The organism is Cryobacterium sp. CG_9.6 (assembly GCF_029893365.1).
In the GTDB taxonomy this organism is placed as follows: Bacteria; Actinomycetota; Actinomycetes; order Actinomycetales; family Microbacteriaceae; genus Cryobacterium.
This window is the reverse complement of sequence record NZ_JARXUZ010000001.1, coordinates 49265-72372: the sequence shown is the minus strand read 5'-3', so window position 1 is coordinate 72372 and position 23108 is coordinate 49265. Positions and strand designations below refer to the sequence as shown.

22 protein-coding genes are annotated in these 23108 nt (G+C 66.1%); 8 read left to right on the top strand and 14 right to left on the bottom strand.

What is annotated here, in order from left to right; translation table 11 throughout:
• Window positions 1-25: 25 nt before the first annotated feature.
• From H4V99_RS00325 to H4V99_RS00295, 7 genes are all read right to left on the bottom strand, one after another.
• On the bottom strand, window positions 26-1153 hold the full coding sequence (locus H4V99_RS00325; protein ID WP_280674505.1) for an ABC transporter permease: 1128 nt from the start codon (window positions 1151-1153) through the stop codon (window positions 26-28).
• Window positions 1150-2034 (bottom strand): ATP-binding cassette domain-containing protein, encoded by an 885-nt coding sequence (locus tag H4V99_RS00320; RefSeq protein ID WP_280679855.1) that lies wholly within the window; start codon window positions 2032-2034, stop codon window positions 1150-1152. Before H4V99_RS00320 ends, H4V99_RS00325 begins: the two co-directional genes overlap by 4 nt.
• A 163-nt stretch (window positions 2035-2197) precedes the next feature.
• The gene (locus H4V99_RS00315; RefSeq protein ID WP_280674504.1) at window positions 2198-2842 is read right to left on the bottom strand and encodes an SDR family oxidoreductase; all 645 of its coding nucleotides are present in this window, start codon (window positions 2840-2842) and stop codon (window positions 2198-2200) included.
• Entirely contained in the window at window positions 2835-4241 is a 1407-nt protein-coding gene (locus H4V99_RS00310) for a DUF6421 family protein (protein ID WP_280674503.1), read from the bottom strand. Before H4V99_RS00310 ends, H4V99_RS00315 begins: the two co-directional genes overlap by 8 nt.
• A gap of 1029 nt (window positions 4242-5270) precedes the next feature.
• On the bottom strand, window positions 5271-6863 hold the full coding sequence (locus H4V99_RS00305; RefSeq protein WP_280674502.1) for an MFS transporter: 1593 nt from the start codon (window positions 6861-6863) through the stop codon (window positions 5271-5273).
• A gap of 86 nt (window positions 6864-6949) precedes the next feature.
• Complete coding sequence (locus H4V99_RS00300; RefSeq protein ID WP_280674501.1) at window positions 6950-8095, bottom strand: class I SAM-dependent methyltransferase; 1146 nt, start codon at window positions 8093-8095, stop codon at window positions 6950-6952.
• 82 nt (window positions 8096-8177) lie between these two features.
• Window positions 8178-8501: a hypothetical protein gene (locus H4V99_RS00295; protein ID WP_280674499.1), complete on the bottom strand. Its 324-nt coding sequence runs from the start codon at window positions 8499-8501 to the stop codon at window positions 8178-8180.
• 222 nt (window positions 8502-8723) lie between these two features.
• Between H4V99_RS00295 and lhgO the strand changes: the two genes are divergently transcribed.
• Both lhgO and H4V99_RS00285 read left to right on the top strand, forming a co-directional pair.
• Window positions 8724-9917 (top strand): L-2-hydroxyglutarate oxidase, encoded by a 1194-nt coding sequence (gene lhgO / locus H4V99_RS00290; RefSeq protein WP_280674497.1) that lies wholly within the window; start codon window positions 8724-8726, stop codon window positions 9915-9917.
• A 118-nt stretch (window positions 9918-10035) separates the two neighbouring features.
• Window positions 10036-10431, top strand: a complete 396-nt coding sequence (locus H4V99_RS00285) for a DUF3592 domain-containing protein (protein ID WP_280674495.1) — start codon at window positions 10036-10038, stop codon at window positions 10429-10431.
• Here the strand turns inward: H4V99_RS00285 and acs are convergent, their stop codons facing one another.
• The 4 genes from acs to H4V99_RS00265 form a co-directional block, all read right to left on the bottom strand.
• Window positions 10432-12486 carry an acetate--CoA ligase gene (acs, locus tag H4V99_RS00280; protein WP_280674493.1) on the bottom strand — a complete coding sequence of 685 codons (2055 nt, stop codon included), beginning with the start codon at window positions 12484-12486 and terminating at the stop codon, window positions 10432-10434.
• Window positions 12483-13298, bottom strand: coding sequence for an ABC transporter permease (locus H4V99_RS00275; RefSeq protein WP_280674492.1), 816 nt, complete (start codon window positions 13296-13298; stop codon window positions 12483-12485). The genes acs and H4V99_RS00275 overlap by 4 nt, the downstream gene beginning before the upstream one ends.
• 45 nt (window positions 13299-13343) lie before the next feature.
• Window positions 13344-14387 (bottom strand): aliphatic sulfonate ABC transporter substrate-binding protein, encoded by a 1044-nt coding sequence (locus H4V99_RS00270; RefSeq protein ID WP_280674491.1) that lies wholly within the window; start codon window positions 14385-14387, stop codon window positions 13344-13346.
• 77 nt (window positions 14388-14464) lie between these two features.
• Complete coding sequence (locus H4V99_RS00265) at window positions 14465-15388, bottom strand: ABC transporter ATP-binding protein (protein WP_280674490.1); 924 nt, start codon at window positions 15386-15388, stop codon at window positions 14465-14467.
• A 102-nt stretch (window positions 15389-15490) separates the two neighbouring features.
• Between H4V99_RS00265 and H4V99_RS00260 the strand changes: the two genes are divergently transcribed.
• On the top strand, window positions 15491-16354 hold the full coding sequence (locus tag H4V99_RS00260) for an SDR family oxidoreductase (RefSeq protein ID WP_280674489.1): 864 nt from the start codon (window positions 15491-15493) through the stop codon (window positions 16352-16354).
• On the opposite strand, the gene H4V99_RS00255 is transcribed toward H4V99_RS00260, so the two are convergent.
• Entirely contained in the window at window positions 16351-17166 is an 816-nt protein-coding gene (locus H4V99_RS00255; RefSeq protein WP_280674487.1) for an alpha/beta hydrolase, read from the bottom strand. The two genes, H4V99_RS00260 and H4V99_RS00255, sit on opposite strands and share 4 nt — an antisense overlap.
• A 94-nt stretch (window positions 17167-17260) precedes the next feature.
• Between H4V99_RS00255 and H4V99_RS00250 the strand changes: the two genes are divergently transcribed.
• Window positions 17261-18181 (top strand): AEC family transporter, encoded by a 921-nt coding sequence (locus tag H4V99_RS00250; protein WP_280674485.1) that lies wholly within the window; start codon window positions 17261-17263, stop codon window positions 18179-18181.
• Window positions 18182-18213: 32 nt separating this feature from the next.
• Window positions 18214-18930, top strand: a complete 717-nt coding sequence (locus H4V99_RS00245) for a fumarylacetoacetate hydrolase family protein (RefSeq protein WP_280674483.1) — start codon at window positions 18214-18216, stop codon at window positions 18928-18930.
• Here H4V99_RS00245 and H4V99_RS00240 read toward each other — a convergent pair.
• Window positions 18927-19550 (bottom strand): antibiotic biosynthesis monooxygenase, encoded by a 624-nt coding sequence (locus H4V99_RS00240; RefSeq protein WP_280674481.1) that lies wholly within the window; start codon window positions 19548-19550, stop codon window positions 18927-18929. The two genes, H4V99_RS00245 and H4V99_RS00240, sit on opposite strands and share 4 nt — an antisense overlap.
• A gap of 18 nt (window positions 19551-19568) precedes the next feature.
• On the bottom strand, window positions 19569-20405 hold the full coding sequence (locus tag H4V99_RS00235) for an exodeoxyribonuclease III (RefSeq protein WP_280674479.1): 837 nt from the start codon (window positions 20403-20405) through the stop codon (window positions 19569-19571).
• A gap of 104 nt (window positions 20406-20509) precedes the next feature.
• Here H4V99_RS00235 and H4V99_RS00230 point away from each other — a divergent pair, with 104 nt between their 5' ends.
• Genes H4V99_RS00230 through cofC form a run of 3 tightly spaced genes read left to right on the top strand, consistent with a single transcriptional unit; the run spans window position 20510 to window position 22968 of the window.
• Window positions 20510-21511, top strand: a complete 1002-nt coding sequence (locus H4V99_RS00230; protein ID WP_280679853.1) for a TIGR03557 family F420-dependent LLM class oxidoreductase — start codon at window positions 20510-20512, stop codon at window positions 21509-21511.
• Between the two features lie 42 nt (window positions 21512-21553).
• A complete protein-coding gene (cofE, locus tag H4V99_RS00225) occupies window positions 21554-22321 on the top strand; it encodes a coenzyme F420-0:L-glutamate ligase (RefSeq protein WP_280679851.1) in 768 nt (255 codons plus the stop codon).
• The gene (cofC, locus tag H4V99_RS00220; protein WP_280674477.1) at window positions 22318-22968 is read left to right on the top strand and encodes a 2-phospho-L-lactate guanylyltransferase; all 651 of its coding nucleotides are present in this window, start codon (window positions 22318-22320) and stop codon (window positions 22966-22968) included. Before cofE ends, cofC begins: the two co-directional genes overlap by 4 nt.
• The last annotated feature ends 140 nt before the right edge of the window (window positions 22969-23108 follow it).

Genomic DNA, 23108 nt, shown 5'->3' with positions numbered 1-23108 from the left:
GGCGGCCTTACTGCGTTAATGCCACTCAGCGACGAAGTGCCTCGCGCAAAGAGACTCGAGTTCCCATTCTGAGTAGCGCATGCGCGTAAATGCGCGATCCGAGTGCGATCACTGCCGAGGTTGTCAGAGCGAGAACAGCCAGAGACAGTAGCGGCTCCCACCACGCGGCCGTCCCGAGGAAGATCCGCATGGGCATGCCGACAGGTGCCGAGAATGGAATATACGACATGATCGCCAAGACGGCGGGGTTGTCGTTGAAGAAGATCACGAGAAAATACGGGATCATCACGAGAATGACCACCGGTGACGTTGCGGACCCCACGTCTTCCTGGCGAGACACGAGCGAGGCCGTGGCCGCGTAGAGCGACGCCAGCAGCACGAAGCCGAACGTGAAGAACACGGCGAACCACACGATGGAGGGGCCCACCCCCGCGAGTACACTCTGTTGGCCGGTTGCAGCGAGGCCCAGAGACACCAGCAGGCCAATCGTGACGATCTGGGCAAATGCCATGACGCTATTGCCGAGTACCTTGCCGGCAAGCAGTGCGCGCACCGAGATCGTCGACATGAGAATTTCCACGATCCGCGTCTGCTTCTCCTCGACGACACTCTGGGCGATCGTCGACCCGAACGTGACCGAGGACATCAGGAACACCAAACCGAAGCCGATAGCCACAAGATACGCCAACCCGTTGCTGGGTGTACCCGGTTCGAGGAGCGTCACCGACGGGGGCGCGCTAAGGGCCGCCATGAGGGAGGCTGGAGGCTCCGAGAGTGCGATCACAGAGACCCCGAGAGGGGAGACTTCAGTGGATGCGGGTATAACGGCCGCATCCACGGTGCCGTCCCGCACCAGGGCCTCCGCATCAGCGACATTGTCAACCTGGATGAGGCTGAACGCCAGAGTCTGCGGTACGTCCTGGCTTACGTACCCGATGACAGCGACTCGGGGGACGCTCGTGTTTTGCGATGCGATACTCCCCACAACCACGGATGCAATGGAGATGAAGAGCAAAATCGCGGTGGAGACGAGAAACGCCTTGCTTCGCAGTCGTGCCATGATCTCGCGGTTGGAGACCAGCCGCACACTCTGGGCGAAGGTGGGTGCCGTATGCACCGGGTGCCGGCTCGTCACCGGCCTGTTCTCGTTCACTGCACAACCTCCTTGAAGATCGAGGCAAGACTGGGACTCTGCTGACTGAAGGACTCAACCGGGCCACGCTCCAAGGCGTGGCGCAGAACGAGCTGGCTCGCGGCATCCGTTTCGGCATGAAAAATTGCAAAACCCGCCTCGCGCTCCACCAGCGTGATGCCGGGGACGGTACCAATCCAGACGGAATCGCCGGGTAGTCGGATTTCGAAGACTGGGCTGCTGAACTGCTCGCGCAGGGCTTCACGCGACCCGTTGGCACGAATCTGCCCGTCGGCGATGATGACGAGGTCATCGCAGAGGCGCTCGACGATGTCGAGCTGGTGGGAGGAGAAAAGTACGGGGGCGCCCGTGGCGGCGTAATCAGTAAGTACCGTCGTCACGGCCTCGACGGCGAGGGGGTCGAGACCCGAGAACGGTTCGTCAAGAACAAGGAATTCGGGATCGTGCACGAGTGCCGCTGCGATCTGAGCGCGTTGCTGGTTACCGAGTGACAGCGCTTGCACCAGGTCGCCCGCCCGCTCGGCGAGTCCGAGCTGCTCGAGCAGGGAACGCGTGTTTGCGCGAGCGGATGCCGTGCTCAGGCCGTGTAACCGCGCCAGGTATACGAGTTGCTCGCCCACCTTCATCTTGGGATACAGGCCGCGCTCCTCGGGCATGTAGCCAAATCGCCGACGGTCGCTGTTGGTCACGGCCACGCCGTCGATGAGCACGGTGCCGGTATCGGGGGTGAGGACACCGAGGATGATGCGCATGGTTGTGGTCTTGCCGGCCCCGTTGGCGCCCACGAAGCCGGTCAGGCGCCCGTTCCCCACGGTGAAGCTGACGTCGGTGAGCACCGGCTTGCTGCCGTAACGCTTACTGATGCCCTTGATGTCGAGCATGCCCACCTTTTCGTTAACCGTCCTCTCCAGAATATCGACTCGGGGACGGTCCTGGCGCGCATACTGTCGCTGGTCGAGCACCACCGAGACCCCAGCCGGCCGGTGCGCACGGCGGCGTCTCGACATCTGCGGCACTCGCACGTGTCCGGCGCCAACCGGGAGGTCAGGCGGTGAGGACGACCCGGGTGTTGTTAACGGATGCTGCCGGCGCGTCCCACAGGCCCACCACACCAGACGCCAGCTCGCCTTCGAGCCCGTCGAGAGCTTTCACCACAAAAATACGTGCTGCTGCCTGCTCGGCTTTCGCGAAACCGAACGCCACGGCCCCAACCCACGTTTCCGCAGCGGCCTTGGCAGCAGCATAGTTTGCGCCGCCGGGCGTGGGCCGGTCAACCGACACCGAGGACACGATGGCGAGGCGGCCTGCCGGTGAGGCGAGAAGATCGGCGTTGAACGCCCGGGTGGTGTTGCGCAGGGTGGTGACGACGTGAGCGTGGAGAAAGTCCCAGTCTTCATCGGTCTGGCCGAGAAGACCGCCGCCGCCACGCCATCCGCCCACGAGGTGGATAAGGCCGTCGATCGGGCCGAGATCGTTGTGTACCTGTGCGGCGAGGTTCTGCACGGCGGTGAGGTCGGTGAGGTCGCAGACATACCGTGCTTCGGCGGTGACAGCCTGGAGGCGTTCTAGATTGGAGCCCACGGCAACGACGTGCGCGCCGGCATCCGCGAGAGAAACGCAGGTGGTCAGACCGGCCGCGCTGGACGCACCGGCAACGAGCACGATGCGTCCAGCGACGGCACTAGTCATGAGCGGTGATGCCCGCCGTTGACGTGATAACCGTCTTCATCTTCTTGTCGAGCGCTTCGAAGAACATCGACAGTGGGAATTCGTCGTCGAGAACCGCGTCGGTGTACCCCTTCGGCGCGCCGGCAAGTACCTCGAGCGGCAGCCCCGCGGCCCAGGCCGAGGCCGGGTTGGGGGTGAGGGTCCGGGCGATCATGTCGTACGCGGCGAGCCAGTGCGCCTTCTTCGGCCGGTCGATCGACGCCCAGTACAGGTCGTCGATCTGCTTGCCGAGAGCGATGACCACGTCTGGCACGGCGTCCCAGTCGAACGTGAGGCGCGTGTCCGTCCAGTGCAGCACGTGGTGCTGGTGCATCCAGGCAAACAGCAGCTGTCCGCCGAGACCGTCATAGTTGCGCACTCGGGTACCCGTGATCGAGAATCGAAAAATTCGATCGAAGATCACGGCGTACTGCACCAGCTTGGCGTGCTTACGTGCCTCGGGGCTCGCGTGCTCGCTGCGTTCGATCGCCACCGACTCGCGGAAGGCGGTGAGGTCGCAGCGCAGTTCCTCGAGTGAATACAGGAAGAACGGCATCCGCTGTTTGATCATGAACGGGTCAAACGGCAGGTCGCCGCGCATGTGGGTGCGGTCGTGAATGAGATCCCACATCACGAAGGTTTCTTCCGTGAGCTGCTGGTTATCGAGCAGGCCGAGCGCGTCTTCCGGCAGGTCGAGTCGGGTGATGTCGGATGCCGCGCGCACAACCCGGCGGAACCGTGCGGCTTCGCGATCGGCAAAAATCGCACCCCACGTGAACGTGGGAATCTCGCGCATGGCTACCGTTTCGGGAAACAGCACCGCGGAATTCGTGTCATAACCGGGCGTGAAGTCGACAAAACGAATGGGCACGAACAGCTTGTTCGTGTAGTCCTCCTCGAGCTCTGCGATGAAACGCGGCCAGATCACCTCGATCAGCACCGCCTCCACGAGCCGGTTCGTGCTGCCGTTTTGCGTGTACATGGGGAAGACCACGAGGTGCGCGAGGCCGTCGATGCGATCCCGCTGCGGCTGAAACGTCATCAACGCGTCGAAGAAATCGGGCACGCCGAAGCTCTCCGATACCCAGCGATCGAAATCCAGCACGAGCGCGGTGAGGTACTCGGCGTCGTGGGGGAAGAGCGGCGCGAGTTGCACCACGGCCGCGGTGATCTCGGCAACGGATGCCGCGGCATCCGTGTGCAACGCCGCGTCGGCTACCGAGCCGTCCTGCGTCTGCATCGCCTGCAGCGCGGTGGCGGCGGCCTTCAGGCGCAACCAGGCGGGGTGCGCGGCGAGGTTGGTGGTGCGGGCATCTTCGAGAACCTCGGGCTCACCGACCAGCGCATCTTGAGCGTGCGTTTCTTTTACTGACATCGACATGGGAACCTCCCGTCCTCGTAAGCGCCGCGGTTGCGACTGTTGCGCAGTTTATGCGCAGATACCAGCGTATCGAGGCGAGACCGGCTTTTTCTTGCGATTTCTCGCAGTAATTGCGCGCCGAACGGCCGTGAGACGCGGGGAAAGCTGCGCCCACGCGCACAATCGATGCTGCCCCTTCTTGAGAGTGGATGCCCGCCCAACGCCCTCCGGCCCGCCCGCCCCACGCCCGCCCCGGGTACCCTCTGGTGCCCGCGGTGGCGTCGTGGCACTTCTTTGGGCGGGTGGCACTCGTTGAAGCGAGTGCCGGGCGGCCAAACGAGTGCCGCGGCGCAGACTTCGGTGTCTCCGGTGCACGATAGTGAATCGCAGGCGTCCGAGACTGCCGCACGTGTCCCGGGCTCGCGAGGGCTCGTGGCACTTGTTTGGCCAGGTGGCACTTGTTCAGACGGGTGCCGGGTGGCTAAACGAGTGCCGCGGCGCAGGTCCGGTGCCTCCGCTGTGCGGCCGCCCATCGCAGACTTCCTGACCTGCCACCGATGTCCCTGCCTGCCGCACGTGTTCCAGCCCGCAGCCCAGTCGTGGCACTTGTTTAGGCAGGTGGCACTTGTTTAGACGGGTGCCGGGCGGCCAAACGAGTGCCGCGGCGCAGGTTCCCGGTGCCTCCGGGGTGCGGCACCCCTGCGGCGCCCGCTGTATGTGTCCGGGCCTGCAGCCTCCTCGCAGGACGCGTTCCGGCCTCGTGGACGGCTCGCGGCACTTGTTGAGGCGGGAGGCACTTGTTCAGACGGGTACCGGACGGCCAAACGAGTGCCGCGAAGCTAAACACGTGCCGCAGGCAGCTCCTCCGTGCCTCCGGTGTGCGGCACCACTGGCCCTCCGTTGCCGGCGTCCGGGCCTGCAGCCGACGTGCAGTCCGCGCCGCGGCCTCGCGGACGGCTCGCGGCACTTACTGAGGCAGGTGGCACTTGTTTAGACGGGTGCCGGGCGGGCAAACGAGTGCCGTGGCGCAGCTGCAGCGGCGCGTGCCATCTAGTCTTCGAGGGCGGTGCCCTGTTTCTCGGGCAGGCCGAAGGCACCCACGGCGGCCACCACGAAGAAGGCCGCGAACACCGCGAACAGGAGGCCGACGCCACCAGCATCGCGCAGCAGGGGAACTGCCAGCGGGGCCAGAATCGCGGCGATTCGTCCGATTGCGGCGGCCCATCCTGCTCCGGTGGCCCGAATACTGGTGGGATAGATCTCCGGCGTCACGGCGTAGAGGGCGCCCCACGCACCCAGGTTGAAGAAGGACAGCAGCATGCCCGCACCGATCACCTGGGTGGCGTCACCGGCGAGCCCGAACAGCACGGCCGACACCGCGGAACCGGCCAGGAAGACCGCGAGTGTGCGGCGACGACCCCAGCGCTCAATGAGCCAGGCCGATGCGGCGTAACCCGGCAGCTGCGCCACCGTAATGATGAGCGTGTACGCAAACGACCGCACCAGTGAGAATCCGGACGCCACCAGAATGGTGGGCAGCCAGATGAAAGCACCGTAATACGAGAAGTTGACGCAGAACCACACGAGCCACAGAGCCGCGGTGCGCCGTCGCAACCCGGGAGCCCAGAGCGCCGACACCCGTGGCTTCGCGGGAATCGGGCCAGCGGATGCGTCGCGCACGTCGCGCTCGTCGGCTGGCGTGATCGCGTCGGTCGCCGCGCCGCCGGTCGGAGCGCCGCCGGTGAAAGCGCCACTAGTCTCGGCGCTGCCGGTGGACGCACTTCCGGCGGATGCGCTGTCGGTAGACGCGCTGCCGGGGGAGCGGCTGACAGGGGACGCAGTGCCGGTCGGAGCGCCGCCGGTTGACGGGCTGCCGGTGGCAGGGCTGCGGGGCGACGCACTGTCAGCCGAGGCGTTACGGGCGGCCCCAGGCGCAGCCACCGCGGGCGCGGCGACCCCGGCCGAAGCCTCGAAGCGGCGCACCGTGGCCTCGGCTTCGACGTGACGTGCGCGAGACTCCAGAAACCGCACGGATTCCGGGAGCCCCAGGCGCACGACAACGGCATAGACCGCGGGAATGGCACCGATGAAAAGAGCCCAGCGCCAGCCATCTGCTGAGGACGGCACAACGAGGAAGCCGATGACGGCCGCGAGGGTCCACCCCACGGCCCAGAACGATTCGAGAATCACGATGATGCGACCGCGAATCCTGGGCGGCGCGAACTCACTCACGAGCGTCGATGCCACCGGGAGCTCGGCGCCGAGGCCGAGGCCCACGACGAAGCGCCACGCGATCAGCACGGCCACGCCACCCGAGAGAGCGGAGGCCCCGGTCGCCAGACCATAGACAAGCAGCGTGAGCGCGAACACCTGCCGGCGACCCACGCGGTCGGCGAGCAGGCCGCCCAAACCCGCGCCGATGGCCATGCCCACGAAACCGGCGGAGGCGATGAACGAGAGCTCGGTGCTCGTGGCCTGCCACTGCACCGCTAGTTGCGCGAGGACGAAGGAGATGAGGCCCACGTCCATGGCGTCGAGCGCCCAACCGACGCCGGACCCGACGAGCAGTTTGCGGTGCTCGCGGGTGAACGGCAGGGCGTCAAGCCGCTCGGAACGAGAGCGGGCCGGCGCGCGGGTAGTCACAGAGTGCCCGGTGTGGCCATGCGCGTGAGGGTGCAGCGCAATGATGCAGAACGTTCCATCGCAACTTCTTCTTCCCTAGCAACGGGTCAGGCGGCTCTTGTGAGACGCCAGAGTGAGGTGACCTCGGCGGCGCGTGCGGCATGCAGCGGGTCGGTGGCATCCAGTGCACGCGGATGCGTCGGGCGAGTGTCGAGGCGAGCAACGACGGCGAGACCCGCGTCCTCGATCAGGTCGAGCAGCGTCGATCGTGAGCGCAGTCCCAGGCGCTCGGCGATATCGGAGAGGATGAGCCAGCCCTCCCCGGCGGGTTCCAGGTGATCGGCCAGTCCGGCCAGGAAACCGCGCAGCATGCGACTGTCCGGGTCATACACGGCGAAGTCGGTAGACGTTGATGCGGGGGCGGGGATCCACGGTGGGTTGCAGACAATGAGTTCTGCCCGGCCGTCGGGAAAGAGGTCTGCCTCGACCACGTCGACGGTGGAGGAGAACCCGAGTGCCGTTATATTCTCACGAGCGCATCTGAGGGCGCGAGGGTCTTGATCTGTCGCGGTCACGTGGGACATGCCGCGCTTGGCCAGGACGGCGGCGAGCACACCCGTTCCGGTTCCAATGTCGAAGGCGATCCCGGTGCCGGGCAGCGGAGCGGATGCCACCAGATCGAGATATTCGCCGCGGATCGGGGAAAATACCCCGTAGTGCGGGTGAATGCGAGCGCCGAGTGCGGCGATCTCCACGCCCTTGATGCGCCATTCGTGGGCGCCAATGATGCCCATCACCTCACGCAGAGACACCACGGAGACCGGAGCTTTCGGGCCATAGACCTCGAGCAGAGCCTGGCGCACGCTGGGCGCGCGGCGCAGCGGAATGCGCAGGTCGGTGTCGAGCGGAACGAGCAGCAGCCCCAGCAGGTGCGCTCGGCGCAGTGCCTCGGTGCGGTGGCGGCGGAAGGCGGCGTTCAGGTCGCGGTCTCGCATCCGCTGCCCACGTTCGACCCGACGCGCGAGTGCGGTCAGCAGCTGGCGGGCGTTGTGAAAGTCCCCGCGCCACAACATTCCGGTGCCCGACGAGGCGAGACGGTAGGCGGCATCGGCGGTGAGCGTGTCGTCGGCAATGACCACGCGGGTGGGCGGCGGCCAACCGCTGTCGGAGCGCCACAGCGCGGAGTGCGCGGCGCCGTTCTCCTCCCACTGAATGCGGGGAGCGGTGGTGGCTGCGTGTGTGGTGCTGGGCATTGCGGTGGCTCCCGGGGTCGAACGACCCGAGCGGTCGTCTGTTCTGAATTATCCCACCCGCACGCGTCGGCGAGGGCAGCAGCTAGTCTTCGGCGTGAATTGCCGCGTCTTCGCGTTGCAGACGGCGGCCGTGTGCCAACACAACGGCACCGCGGCGCACAAAAGACATGCCGTCAAGGGACGGGTGATCGCGCCAGATGACCGCGCCGGAGGCGATGTAGGCAATCAACAACGACCCCACCAGGGTGAGGCCTCCCCATGCGGTTGGTATCAGCAGAACGACCGCTATCACGAGCGCCACGACGCTGGGGAAATGCAGCCAGGGGCGCCACCGTCGCATTGATCCGACCGCCATTCCCATGCCACAGACCGCCCCGACCGCAACGGCCACAATCACAGCCAGCATGTCAGTCCTCTTCTTTGTGGCGTGTGCCGTGAGCAGCGCAGCCGGTTCCCTTCGACTCTAGTCGGGTGGCCAGCGCGCAGTGGGGGTAACGCTGCGGGGATCTTTGTACAAAACTATGGAATCCCGAATGGCCAGTCGCTATGGTGACAGTCAGGCGTGAAGGTGCGGCGCTGAGCGCCCCCGGAACGATGCGTTCTGGCCAAGTGTCGAAGGACGAAGCAGATGTCGAAAACGCCGAATCATGTGATCGTGGCGGGCGCGGGAATCGTCGGGTTGTCGACCGCCTATGCCCTCAGCCAGCGCGGACAGCGGGTCACTGTGCTCGAGAAAGAATCTAACGTGGCCCAGCATCAGACGGGCAACAACTCCGGCGTGATTCATTCCGGACTGTATTACAAGCCCGGCAGTCTCAAGGCCGAACTCGGAACGGCCGGAGCGATCTCGATGAAGGCGTTCGCGCGCGAGAATGACGTGACCGTCACGACCTGCGGCAAGCTCGTGGTGGCGACCACCGCGGCGCAGATTCCGGCACTGCAGGAACTGTACCGTCGCGGTCAGGCCAATAACGTGCCCTGCCGGGTGATTAGCCCCGAGGAGGCGCGAGAATACGAGCCGCACGTCGCTGCCGTTGCGGCCCTGCGGGTGGACTCAACCGGCATCGTCGACTATGTGGGCGTGTGTGCTGCACTGCGTCGCCACATCGAGGCCAACGGCGGTCAGGTGCACCTGAACCAGCAGATTGTGGGGATCTCCTCCGACCGGGATGCCGTCACCGTCACCACGGAGCAGGATGAATTTCGGGCTGATCAGTTTGTGAACTGCGCCGGACTGTACAGCGATCGGGTGGCGCGTTTGGCGGGGCGCAAGCCGGAGGTGCGCATCATCCCTTTTCGGGGGGAGTACTTCGAACTGACGCCGGAGGCGTCGCACCTCGTGAAGGGCCTCATTTATCCGGTCCCCGATCCGGATCTCCCCTTCCTCGGGGTGCACTTCACGCGCATGTTCAACGGATCCGTGCATGCCGGCCCGAACGCTGTCTTTGCGCTGGCTCGCGAGGGGTATACCTGGCTCAACATCAACCCGCGCGACGTTCTGGAAAGCGCACAGTGGCCGGGACTATGGAAACTCGGGGGAAAGTTCTGGCGCACCGGGATTGCAGAGGTGCAGCGATCGTTCTCGCAGAAGCGGTTTCTCGCGAGTCTGCGTGAGTTGGTGCCGGAACTCGCCGACAACAGCCTGGTTCCCACCCATGCCGGCGTGCGCGCCCAGGCGATGCGACGAGATGGCAGTCTGGTGGATGACTTTTACTTTGAGAAGGCTCCCCGCCAAATTCACGTGCTCAACGCTCCCTCGCCGGCGGCCACGGCGGCGCTCGAAATTGGGGTGCGAATTGCTAACGAGCTGGCGGCGGCGTAGCCCCAGGCCGTCTCATCAGCCAACGGAGACCGCCGCAGACCCTGTGGCGGTGGCTCAGAACCCCTGCGCAGCCGATAACATTTACCGACAGGGATAGTGACGACGGAGGGTGGATGGTGTGGAGTTTGAGGCGATCTCCGGAATCATCAGTGAGATTCTCACCCTTGTGGGGCTGGCCGCCGGAATTCCGCTGCTCATCACCGGCCTTATCGTGCGTGCGGTCAGTCATCGCTGGGTGAAAGCGGATGGCGTGATCGCCGTGTCCAAAAACGGCTCGGTGATTCGATGGTTCGACGGCCAGGGCGATGTGCACGCGGGCCATCAGAACACCCACGAGTCCCAGGGGCTGCTGCCCGGGGACGACATTCCCGTGTGGTACCTGCCGCGCTCACCCGATCGCTGTCGCACCGACAACCCGAGTCACGACGGCCGCGCCCTGCGCCTCACCGGGCTGATCCTCATTCTGGTGGGCGTTGTAGCCGCTATCTTCGGCTTTGTGCTGATGTTTGTGTAGCTAGCCCCGCGCAGCCTGCACGATATCGGCAATGTGTCGGGGAGCGGTGTCGTCCTGCAGCGATGACACATCACCGAGCGGTCGACCGTCCACGATATCGCCGAGCAAACGCCGCATGATCTTGCCGGAACGGGTCTTCGGCAGGTCCGGGACCAGAAAGACATCGCGCGGCTTGGCGATGGCACCGATCTCGTGCGTGATGTGTGCCCGCAACAGCGGTGCCAGTTCGGCGCCGAGCTCAAGCCACGCTCGCACGCTCGCGGGGTCGGTGGGGGCCACCGCGGGAATGACGAACGCAGCGATCCCCTCACCGGTCGTCGGGTCTGACACGCCCACGACACCGGCCTCACCCACGGCCGGGTGGGCCACGAGTGCGGATTCGATCTCGATCGTCGACAGCCGGTGGCCGGAGACGTTGATCACGTCGTCCACCCGGCCGAGCAGCCAGATATCACCGTCGTCGTCGTACTTGGCACCATCTCCGGAGAAAAAGTAGCCCTGGGCAGCGAACCTGGCCCAGTACGAGTCCCGGTACCGCTCCGGGTTTCCCCATACCGTGCGCGCCAGGCCGGGCCACATGCCGTCGATCACCAGATAACCACCGGTGCCGAGCGCAACCTGCTCGCCCGCGTCGTCGACCACCAGGGTCTTGAGCCCCGGGATCGCTCGCAGTGCCGAGCCCGGTTTGAGCGTGCTCGCGCCGGGAAGCGGCGACATAATGGCCGCGCCCGTTTCGGACTGCCACCACGTGTCCACGATCGGTGTGTGTCCGGCCCCGAAATTCTCCCGGAACCACACCCACGCCTCCGGGTTGATGGCCTCCCCAACGGAGCCGAGCAAGCGGATGCTGCTGAGGTCGAACTCCGCCGGCAAACCGTTCGGGAACCACGTCATGAACGTGCGAATGAGGGTCGGGGCGGTGTAGTACGTGGTGACGCCGTAGCGCTCGATGATCTCCAGGTGCCGCCCGGGGTGCGGCGTGTTCGGCGTGCCCTCGTAAATGACCGAGGTGGTGCCGTTCGAGAGGGGGCCGTAGTGCACGTAGCTGTGCGCGGTGACCCAGGCCAGGTCGGCCGTGCACCAGTGCACGTCGGTGTCCTTGGCGTCAAAAACCGCCCAGTGGCTCCAGCTAGCGTGCACGAGGTACCCGCCACTGGTGTGCACGAGCCCCTTGGGCTTTCCGGTGGTTCCCGACGTGTAAATGATGAACAGGGGCGTCTCGGCGTCGAAGTATTCCGGTTTGTGAATATGTGACGCGGGGTCGACGACATCGTGCCACCAGACATCCCGTCCCGGTGTCCAGGGAATGTCGGGGGTGTCGTCGCCCGTGCGCCTCACCACGAGCATGTGTTCGATGGAGGGCACACCGGCCACGGCGTCGTCGGCCGCGGCCTTGACCGGAACGGCCTGACCTCGGCGGTATTGACCGTCGGTCGTCACGAGGAGCTTGGCGCCGGTGTCTTCCACGCGAAAGCGCAGGGCCTCGGCGGAGAAGCCACCGAAGACGAGGGAGTGGATGGCTCCGAGCCGCGCGATCGCGAGGGTGATGATGATCGTCTCGGGGATCACCGGAAGGTAGAGCACCACGCGGTCGCCCTGCACGATGCCGAGTGCGGTGAGGGCGTTCGCGGCCCGGTTGACCTCGCGTTCCAGCTCGGCGTAGGTGATCGTGCGCCGATCGCCGGGTTCCCCCTCGAAGTAGAACGCCACCTTGTCGCCGCGCCCGGCGGCCACATGGTGGTCCACGCAGTTCACGGCCACATTGAGCGTGCCACCGGCGAACCATTCCGCTTTGGGGATAGACAGCACGCCGTCGGCGTCGGGGACGGCCGGCTCCCAGGTGTGGGCGCTCGTCCACGGGGTGGCCCACTCCAGGCGGGCGGCCTGCTCGGTCCAGAAGGCGATCGGGTCGGCGGCCGCCCGGTCCCACCAGCTGGCGTCCACATTGGCCTGCGCCGCGAAAGCGGCGGGGGCCGGGTAGGTGCGGGTTTCGGTGAGGAGATTACGGATGGTGTGGCTGGTCTCGCTCATGTCGCTTCCGTTCCGAGCAGTCATGCCCACTTCGTCGTTGCCCACTTTTCGAAGACGCCCACGAGGGCATCCGTCAGCTTGCCGAGCACGGCCAGCGCAATGATCGCGAGCACGATCCGGTCAATGCGGCCATTGTTCTGCGAGTCGATGAGCAGAAACCCGAGACCCATCGACGAGGCGAGCAGCTCGGCGGCCACGAGAAAAAGCCAGGCCTGCGCGAGCGCGAGCCGCAGCCCGGATACAACGGCGGGGATCACGGCCGGGAGCTGCACGGTGAGGAACAGGCTGAGGCCGTTGTAGCCGAACGCCCGGCCCGCTTCCACCAGTTGACGATCCACGTGCCGCAGCGACGCGGCAACCGTGGTGTACACCGGGAAAAAGGCCCCGATGGCAATGAGCGTGATCTTAGAATCCTCCTGAATGCCCAGCCACAGCAGCAGTAGCGGAATCCAGGCCAGGGACGGAACGGCGCGGATGGCGCCGAGTGTGGGGGCAAAGAAGATTTCCGAAGCCCGGGACAGACCGACGAGGGCACCGAAAGTGAGGCCGAGCGCCGCCCCGATCAGAAAGCCAATCAGTACCCGCTGGGTCGAAATGGCCGCGTACTGACCGAGCAGCCCCCGTTCGGCGAGATCAACCCCGGCCTTCCACACCATCTCGGGGGACGGCAGCTGGGAGGTGCTGACAAGTCCCAGCGAGGTGCTGACCTGCCAGGCCGCGAGCAGCAAAACGGGCAAGATGATCCCGCCGAACACCCGGAACCACGGGCGCGCAGCGAGGGGTCGCCGCGCGCCCGACACGACCGACGGCGTGGCTACAGCCTGTGTCTGGGTCATGAGGGTCCTTTCCGTGTGCTGGGGAGTGCGCCGTTCGGGCCGCGATTATTTGACGATGGTGGGGTCGGCCTGGGTGGCAAACTCATCGTTGATAATGGTGTCCAGTGCGGCATCGACTAAGTCCTGGTCTGCCACGTCGAAGTTGGCCACGAACGTGGGACCAATCTTCGTCAGCACCGAGAGCTGAGCGTCACCGGGAACGTTGTCGACGTCCAGGTTGCTGCGCTCGGTGATGACCGTGGTGGCTACAGCGAGGTCGAGACCGGCAACCGTGGCCAGAATCTGCGCGGTTTCGTCGGGGTTGGCCAGGGCCCAGGCCCGCGCGTGCTCGTAGACGCTCACCACGGTCTGCGCCACATCGGGCTTCTCTGCAATAAAGGATTCGGTGGCGTTCAGGAAGCCGTAGCTGTTGAAGTCCACGTTGCGGTAGAGCAGCGTGGCCCCGGCCGCCTCGGCACCGGCCATGATGGGGTCAAGTCCGGCCCAGGCATCCACGGCACCGGTCTGCAGCGCAGCCCAGCCGTCGGCGTGCTGCAGGTTCTGCACTGTCACGTCGTCCTGGGTGAGTCCTTCGGCCTCCAGGGCCTGCAGGAGGAAGAAGTAGGGGTCGGTGCCCTTGGTGGCGGCGATCTGCTTGCCCTTGAGGTCGCCAACCGAGGTGATGGCCGAACCGGCCGGCACCACGAGAGCGGCCCACTCCGGCTGGGAGAAGATGTCGATGACCTGAATGGGCGACCCGTTTGAGCGGGCCAGGAGCGCGGCCGAACCGGCCGTTGAACCCACGTCGATGGCTCCGGCGCGCAGCGCATCGTTTGCTTTGTTCGATCCGGCCGACTGCACCCAGTTCACTGCCACACCCTGCGCGGAGAGGGCGTCTTCGAGCCAGCCCTTTTCCTTGATCACGAGCGAGAGCGGGTTGTAGGTGGCGAAGTCGATGTTGAGGGTTCCGCCCTCCGTGACCGTTGCCGTGGACTCGGCGGCGGCCGGGGCGGCAGGCTGGTTCTCGCCCGCCACGCATCCGCTCAGCAGAAGCGTGGCCGCGGTGGCGCCGGCAATAAGCGCCGCGCTAACGAAACGTCGTGAGGTCATGGGGTTCTCCTGGGCTGTGTGAAGGGGGCTGTGTGTACGTGAGGGATGGTGCTAACCGGAGCTGCTCGCGCAGCGGGTTAGTACTGAAAGAGGGGGATGGTGGTCGTGGCGGCGATTCCGCGCGCAACACCATGTCGGTTGATGCCGAGACCGGCCAGAAGTCGCCCGCGCAGCTCAGCGAGTTCGGCTGACCCACGGTCACGGGGACGCTTGCCGGGAACGGTCAGCTCCTGCACAATTGTGGCCCCGGTGCGTCCGCCCGCACTGTCATCCACGTCGTCATCGGCGCCCAGCAGAATGATGCGATCCGCGAGTTGCAGCGCTTCGTCAACGTCGTGGGTTACCAGCAGAATGGTGGTGGGTGCCGCGGCATGCACGTCGAGGAGGAGGTCCTGCATCTGCAGCCGGGTGAGGGCGTCGAGGGCGCCGAACGGTTCATCGAGCAGCAGAACGCCGGGGTTGCGGGCCAGGGCCCGAGCGAGCGAGGCCCGCTGCGCCATGCCGCCAGAAACCGCGCGCGGCCGGTGGCTGGCAAAGGCGGTGAGTCCCACCAGCTCCAGCAACTCCGCAACGCGGGCACGACCCACGGCTCGGCTGGTGCTACGCGGAAGGCCGAGGGCCACATTTGCGGCCAGTGTGCGCCACGGCAGCAGACGGGGTTCCTGAAAGCCGACAGCGCAGCGGGAATCGATTCCGGCAGAGACGGTGCCGTCGATCTGCACGCTGCCGGTGGTGACCGTGTCCAGGCCGCCGGCGATGCGCAGCAGAGTGGATTTGCCGCATCCGCTCGTGCCGAGAATGGCCAGAATCTCGCCCGGTCGCACCGTGAGTGACACGTCGCGCAGCACGGGGTGGCTGTGGGGTGCTCCGCGGCGCGGCAGCGTGGTGAAGGAACGACCCACGCCGGAGAATTCCACGGCGTACGCGGTGTTCGTGGCGGCGGCATCCGTTGTGTCGGCGCGCGCCACAGCCCGGGTGGGAGTGCCGCTGAGAAGAGCCATAGGGGCGACGTTAGCGAAACACGCCCACGCTCGCGCGGACAGTCGCAACCGAACGTAACAGTTCGCACTCCGAAAGCAGGCAAGACGTTGCATGATGGGTACATGAGTCGAACGGTTGTTGGAGCACGTGTGTTGATTACCGGTGCGGCCCGCGGGATGGGCCGGCTATATGCGGAGCGCGCGGTCGCGGAGGGGGCCAAGGCCGTGATCCTCTGGGACCGGGATGCGGCCGCCCTCGCAGCCACCGCGGCAGAGCTGGCCGGGGGTGCCCCGGCGGGCACCATCGTTGCGCCGTTCACGGTGGACATCGCAGACCTCGGTGCGATTGCCCAGACCGCACAGCGGGTGCGAACCGAAGTGGGTGACCCCGACATCGTGATCAACAACGCGGGAATTGTGCGCGGCAAGTTCTTCTGGGAGCACGATAACGGCGATGACATTCGTCCCACGATGAAGATCAACGCGTTGGCACCCATGTACATCGCGCGCGAGTTCCTGCCGCACATGATGACCAATGGCACGCGGGAGGCGCGCATTGTGAATATCGCGTCGGCTGCCGGCACGCTGTCCAACCCTCGCATGAGCGTGTACGCGGCGTCGAAGGCGGCGCTGATTGGCTGGAGCGACTCGCTGCGCCTCGAGCTCGCGCAGCAGGGCTTCGGCCAGGTGAAGGTGACCACGGTGTGCCCGAGCTACATCTCCACCGGCATGTTTGACGGTGCTCGCGGACCGCTGCTCACCCCACTGATGACCCCGGAGTACGTGGTGGAGCGGGTCTGGCGGGCGATGCTGGCCGGCAAGCCTATGCTCATGATGCCGTGGACCGTGAATCTGGCCCGCGCGCTGCGTGGCACCCTGCCTCTTCCGCTCTGGGACCGGGTGGCGGGCGGCTTCGGCGTGTACCGCTCCATGGACCAGTGGGTGGGTCGCGAGGTCCTCGCCCCCGATGCCGTTCAGCTCGACTAGAGGTTATTCCGGGCCAACCAGCTCACCAGCACACGCGTGAATTCCTCGGGATGCTCGAGGCTCGGCAGGTGGGCAACGCCACGAAACCTGCATCCGCTTGCCTCCGGCAGTACCTCCAGCAGGTACTCGTACTCGGCCAGCGCGGGCGTGAGATCGAATTCGCCCACGGTCACGAGGGCCGGAACGGTGATGTCCACCACCCGGTCGCTGGCGGGCGGATCCAGCGGCTGAGGCCGCGGGTGCTCGGTGAAGTGCTCGATGTTGTCGAGACTCATGGCATAGGCGGTGGCGAGAAAATGCGGATCGAGGTCGGCCTCCTGGCGCAGCGGGCCGACCGCCCAGAGCTGCACCTCGAGCCGGGAGATCTGCTCGGGATTGTTCGCGTTGAAGGCCTGGTCGAGGGAATCAAACAGGGCATCCTCGGCATCGGAGAGTTCCACCTCGGGGAATCCGCTCGGACCGGCGCCGATGGTGACGAGCCCGGCCACCCGATCGGGGTGTTCCACGGCCACGTCGAGGGCGACCAGGCCGCCACGGTCGCAGCCGATCAGGGTCGCACGCTCCACCCCCAGGTGATCAAGCAGAGCCACGGCATCCGCTCGAGCCGAGAATTTCACGTCGTCGACCGACGTTCGCCCAAAACCTCGAGCATCGAAGCGGATGACATAGTGGTGCGTTGCGAGGGCCGCCACCTGTGGGTCCCACATGCGCAGGTGTGCGATTCCGGCGTGCATCAGCAGCACGGCCGGGCCGGAGACGTGCCCGGCCGTTTCGTAGTAGAGCACTGCGCCGGGTACATCGAGGTGTGCCATGGTGCGAGCGTAGTGGGGCCGATCAGCTGCGGGCTAGCCCCCGCTCTGGTTCGGCGCGGGAAGACGGCGCGCCCCGGGCCGTAAGCTCGGGTAAATGGGCGGCGTGCTGGTGGGGTTCGGAATCATTGGATTCGTGATTCTGGTGGGGTACATCGTGGAGCGCTTCGGGATCGCGGGCCCCGGGTCCATCACGGTGCTCAACCGGATGGCATTCTTCGTGGCGACACCGGCGCTGCTGTTCACGGTGCTCTCGCACGCCGACGTGTCGGTGCTCTTCTCCACGTTTCTCGTGACCCTGGTGTGCTCGGTTGTGGTCGGGCTCGGTGTGTTTCTGGTGGTCACCCGACTCTTCTTTCGAGTTCCGGTGGCCGAAACGGTGCTCGGTGCAGCCTCGGCAACCTACGTGAATGCCAACAACATTGGGCTGCCCGTGGCCATTTATGTGCTCGGCAGCGCCACTTACATGGCCCCCGTTTTGCTGATCCAGCTGCTCGTGTTCGCGCCCATCGTGCTCGGAATTCTCGACGTATCCACAAGCGGCCGCTTATCGGTGGGGTCGATTCTCACGCAGCCGCTGCGCAACCCCATGATTATTGCGTCGGTGGCCGGCATCGTGGTGGCGATTGCGGGCATCCGCCTTCCGCCGCCGGTGCTCGCGCCCCTGGAACTCATTGGTGGCGCTGCGATTCCGATGGTGCTGATGTCGTTCGGCATGTCGCTCCACGGCCAGCGGCTGCTCAAACGGGGCACGGGACGCATGCAGGTGATCGTGGCCAGCATCATCAAGGTGGCCGTGATGCCGGTGATCGCCTATGTCGTGGGCCGGTTCGTTTTCCACCTCGACGCGGGCGAGCTTTTCGCCGCAGTTGCTATTTCGGCGCTCCCCACCGCACAGAACATCTACAACTTCTCGGCGCGCTACAACCGCGGCATTGTCGTGACGCGTGACACCGTGCTGCTCACGACGCTCGGGTCCATTCCCGCGCTGCTCGTGATCGCGGCGCTCCTCGCCTGATTCGCCTGATTCGCCTGATTGAAAGGACCAGCATGACCTCTGCACTCTTGGTACCTTCCCCCACGAGCCTTCCAGTGGCCGGTTCCCCCGAGCGGTTCTTTGTGCACCGGGTGTACTGCGTGGGGCGTAATTACGCCGATCACGCCCGCGAAATGGGGAACGATCCCGACCGCGAGCCGCCGTTCTTCTTCGCCAAACCCGCCGATGCGATCTTCGCCGTTGACGAGGGCGTGCCCGCGCGCCACGTGGCACCGCACGAGGTGCCCTACCCGCCGCAGACCCACAACCTGCACTTCGAGATGGAACTGGTCGTGGCGATCGGCCGCGGCGGCAGCGATATTGAGCCGCACGCAGCCCTGGACCACGTGTGGGGGTACGGCGCGGGCGTCGACCTCACCCGCCGTGACCTGCAGGACACCGCCAAATCCCTCCGTCGGCCCTGGGACCTGTCGAAAGGGTTCGATTTCTCCGCACCGTGCACACCGCTCGTGCCCGCGAGTGGTGGGGGCCACCCCGCATCCGCTCGAATCTGGTTAAACGTGGACGACGAACCGAAGCAGATGGGCGATCTCGCCGATCAGATCTGGGCCGTTCCCGACATCGTGGCCGCGCTGTCCCGCTCGGTGACGCTGCTCCCCGGCGACGTGATCTTCACGGGCACGCCCGCGGGCGTGGGTGCCTTGGTGCCCGGCAACGTGGTGACCGGCGGAATCGACGGCATCGGCGAGCTTAGCTTTCGGGTCGTCTAGCCCGGCCGTTTCGGCGTGGTGGGCTTTTTCTGCCGCTGCAGCCAGGGTCGAAGCAGGCGGGTGATCCACGGCAGCATGACGTAGGTCATGAGCGGTGTGAGCGCGAGCGTGGTGAGGAGCACCCGCACGACAATATTCAGGTCGTTCCACCCCGGCACCAACGCGGGCACCAGAATCATGAAGGTGAGGTTGAGCGGGAAGAACCCGAGCCAGATGCTCACGGCCTGCTTCCACCGTGGTGGCGGAAGAATGGCGACGCCCGGCGTTGCCTCCTGCGGCGCGTCAAACCAGCCCTCAATGCCCGTGCGTTTGGTCTCTTCGCGGGCATCGAGCACCAGGTCGCGGCCCGCATGGAGCCACTCGGAACGGTCGATCGAGTTCTCCCACGCCTTCAGGGCCGCGGCGTTCGAGAACTTGTAGAGCATCTGCCAGTGCCCGGAATCCTCGCTAGCCCGCACCCAACCGCTCCCCAGAAACCCGGGGTACTGGTGGGCAAGGTCCATGCCTGCCTGCACCCAGCCGGTGGCCTCTTCGATGCGCCTTGGGTCGACCCAGCGCGAGATGGAGACGGTAACGGATGCCGACGATGGCGGAATGAGGCGAGGTGCGGGTGTCGACATGGTGTCCTTCGGCCGGCTCTAGAAGATCATGGGGCGGTCGTCGTCTTCGCCGTCAATATCGACGTCGACGACAACGGGAACGTGGTCGCTGGGCGCGTCACCCTTGCGCTCGTTGCGGTGGATGCTGGCATCGGTCACCCGGTCGGCGAAAGCCTCGGAGGCGAGGATGAAGTCGATGCGCAGTCCCTCGTTGCGCGGAAAGCGCAGCCGCTTGTAGTCCCAGAACGTGAAGCCCTCCGGCACCAGGGGGCGCACCACGTCGCGCAGCCCGGCGGCTTCGAAGGCCGAGAACGCCGCCCGCTCCGGCGCGGAGATGTGGGTTGATTCTCCGGGAATGAAGCTCGGGTCGCCCATGTCCTCGTCAAAGGGTGCCACATTCCAGTCGCCCATCATGGCGAGGGCCAGGTGCGGGTTGGCTGCCAGCTCGGCTACAGCATGCTTCTGCAGGGCGTCGAGCCAGGCCAGCTTGTAGTCGTAGTGCGGGTCACCCAGAGCGCGGCCGTTGGGCACATACAGGCTCCAGAGCCGCTGCTCGTTTACCGTGACGCCCATGGCACGGGCTTCGAGGGGTTGGTCCGGTCCGTCAGCACCCTTCAGGAAGCCGGGCATGCCGGGGAAGGAGGTGACGACATCCGTCATGGGGAGGCGACTGGCGAAGGCGACACCGTTCCACTGGTTGAGACCGTGGATGGCGAGCTCATAGCCGGCGTCTTCGAAGGGCTGCGTGGGAAACTGCTCCGGTTTGCACTTGATTTCCTGCATGGCAAGCACGTCGATGTCTTCGCGAACCATCCAGTCCACGGTGCGGTCGACTCTGGCACGGATGGAGTTAACGTTCCAGGTGGCAATGCGCATGCCTCCAGCCTATTCGCCCGTGGGGGTGAACCCGCCGGGTATCGGGTGACGAAGCCCCTAGGGTGACATTATGGTGAGGACCACCGATGCTCAGGAAGGTCATGATGACGGAGTTGCAGATTGGCTACGCGGCCATGTTGGAACAGTTCGCCCCCACGGAGGCTGTTGCCCTCTCGGCCTACGCCGAAGAGCACGGGTTCACCGGCGTCATGGCGGCCGACCATTTTCAACCCTGGGTTCCCCAGCAGGGAGAGAGTTCCTTCGTGTGGAGCGTGCTCGCCGCCATCGGTGAACGCACGAAGGGTGACCTGGGTCCCGGCGTCACCGCACCCACCTTTCGCTGGCACCCCGCCATGGTGGCTCAGGCTTCCGCGACGCTCGCCGCCATGTATCCGGGCCGCCACTGGCTCGGACTCGGATCGGGGGAAGCGCTCAACGAACACATCGTGGGTGCCTACTGGCCCGAAGCCCCCGAGCGCATCAACCGCATGTTTGAAGCCATCGAGATCATTTCGAAGCTCTTCACTGCGTCCCTCGCCGGCAAAGACGTGAAGCACTCGGGTCAGTTTTACAAGCTTGAGTCCACGCGGCTGTGGACAATGCCGGAGGTGGCCCCCGAGATTCTCGTGGCGACGGCCGGCCCGGTCACCGCCAAGCGCGCCGGCCGCCAAGCCGATGGCCTCATCACGGTGGGCGCCCCGCTCGAGAAGATTTCGATGCTGTTCGGCAAGTTCGACGACGGCGCCCGGGATGCGGGGAAGGACCCGTCCACGATGCCCAAGGTTCTGCAGCTGCACATGAGCTGGGCCGACACCGACGAAGAGGCCATGACGAACGCACTGCGGGAGTGGCCGAACGGTGGCATGAAGTTTCCGAAGGCCGACATCCGCTCTCCGTTTGAGTTTGAACAGATTGCCAAGCTCGTGCGCCCGGAGGACTTTGAGGGTCGCATGATCATCTCGGCCGACCCCGATGAGCACCGCAAGTACATTCAGAAGTTTGTTGACCTTGGGTTCGACCGCATTTACCTGCACAACGTGGGTCGGAACCAGCGTCAGTGGATCGACGTGTTCGGCGCGCAGGTGCTGCCGAAACTCGTTCGCTAGGTGCCGCCCGTGCCCTCGGCTGTGACCGCGGTGGACTCGCTGATGGTGTTCACCCTGCCCGGTTTTGGGGAGATCGTGGCCGGCGACAACCTCGGGGCGCTCATTCTCGAGGCGGCGCAGTCGCGGCTGGTTGACGGCGATATTCTGGCCGTGACCAGCAAGATTGTGTCGAAGGCGGAGGGCCGGCAGCGTGCGGCCACCGACCGGGAGCAGGCGATCACCGACGAGACCGTGCGGGTGGTGGCCACCCGGGCGCATCCGGGCGGCGTCACGCGCATTGTCGAAAACCGGCAGGGGCTGATCATGGCCGCCGCCGGAGTGGACACGAGCAATGCGCCCGACGGCATTGTGCTGCTCTTGCCCATCGACCCGGATGCCTCGGCGCGCGCCCTGTGTACCGCGCTGCGGGCGCGCACGGGGTTGCGCCTTGGCGTGATCATCACCGATACCGCCGGGCGCGCGTGGCGAGAGGGCCAGACCGACATTGCGATCGGCGCGGCCGGCCTCGCCGTGCTCGATGACCTGCGCGGCACAGCGGACACCTCGGGGCGACAGCTTGACGTGACGGTCGCGGCGGTTGCCGACGAGATTGCGGGCGCCGCAGACCTCATTAAGGGCAAGACCAGCGGAAATCCGGTTGCCGTCGTGCGCGGCCTCGGACATCTGGTGGGGGCGCTGACGCTTGCCGGGGCATCCGCTCTGCAGCGCCCGAGCGAGAACGACATGTTTCGGCTGGGCACGAACGAGGCCTATGCCGAGGGCTTCGCTGCCGGGCGTGCGGCGGCGCTGAGTGAGGACACCGCGGAGTGAACTGGATCGTTGTCGTTCCGGCCAAGGGGAATCCGGGCGGCAAGAGCCGGCTGGGGGCGCTCCCGGAGCGGGCCGCGCTCGCCGAGGCCTTTGCGCTCGACACCGTCTCGGTGCTGCTGGGGCTACCGGACGTGCTCGAGGTGTTCGTCGTCACCGGCGACACCGTGCTCGGGGCTGCTCTGGAGGATCTCGGGGCGGTCACCGTGCCCGAAGAGGTGGCGCCGAGCGGGCCGGCGGCGGACCCACTCAACGCGGCGATTAGACAGGGCTTCGCGGCTGCCCGCGCGGAGCATCCCGGCGTGCCCTGCGTGATCGTTACGGGCGACCTCCCCGCGCTGCGCCGCGAGGATTTCTTGGCCGCGCTGCATCTCGCGTCGACCCACGCGCTGTCGATGGTGCCCGACGCTGCCGGAACGGGCACAACCGCGCTCTTCGTGCATGCAGGCCTGCCGCCGGCGCTGCTGTTTGGCCCCGGGTCGCGGGCCGCACACGAGGTCGCGGGGTATGTGCCGCTGGCCGTGCCGGCGGACTCCACCCTGCGCCGTGACGTGGACACGTCCGACGACCTGGCGCTGGCGCTGCTGCTGGGACTCGGCCCGCATTCCCGCGCGGTTCTGCAGGCTGCGGCCGGAACCGCCGCGCAATAGTGGCCGCGGGCCGGTGCTGGCAGGCCGTTCTGGCGCGCCGGGCACTCGTTTGGTCGCCGGGCACCTGTTTGAACACGTGCCCGGCGACCAAACGAGTGCCGCGACGCGAATGAGTGCCGCGGGAGTGCCGCGGGGGCGCC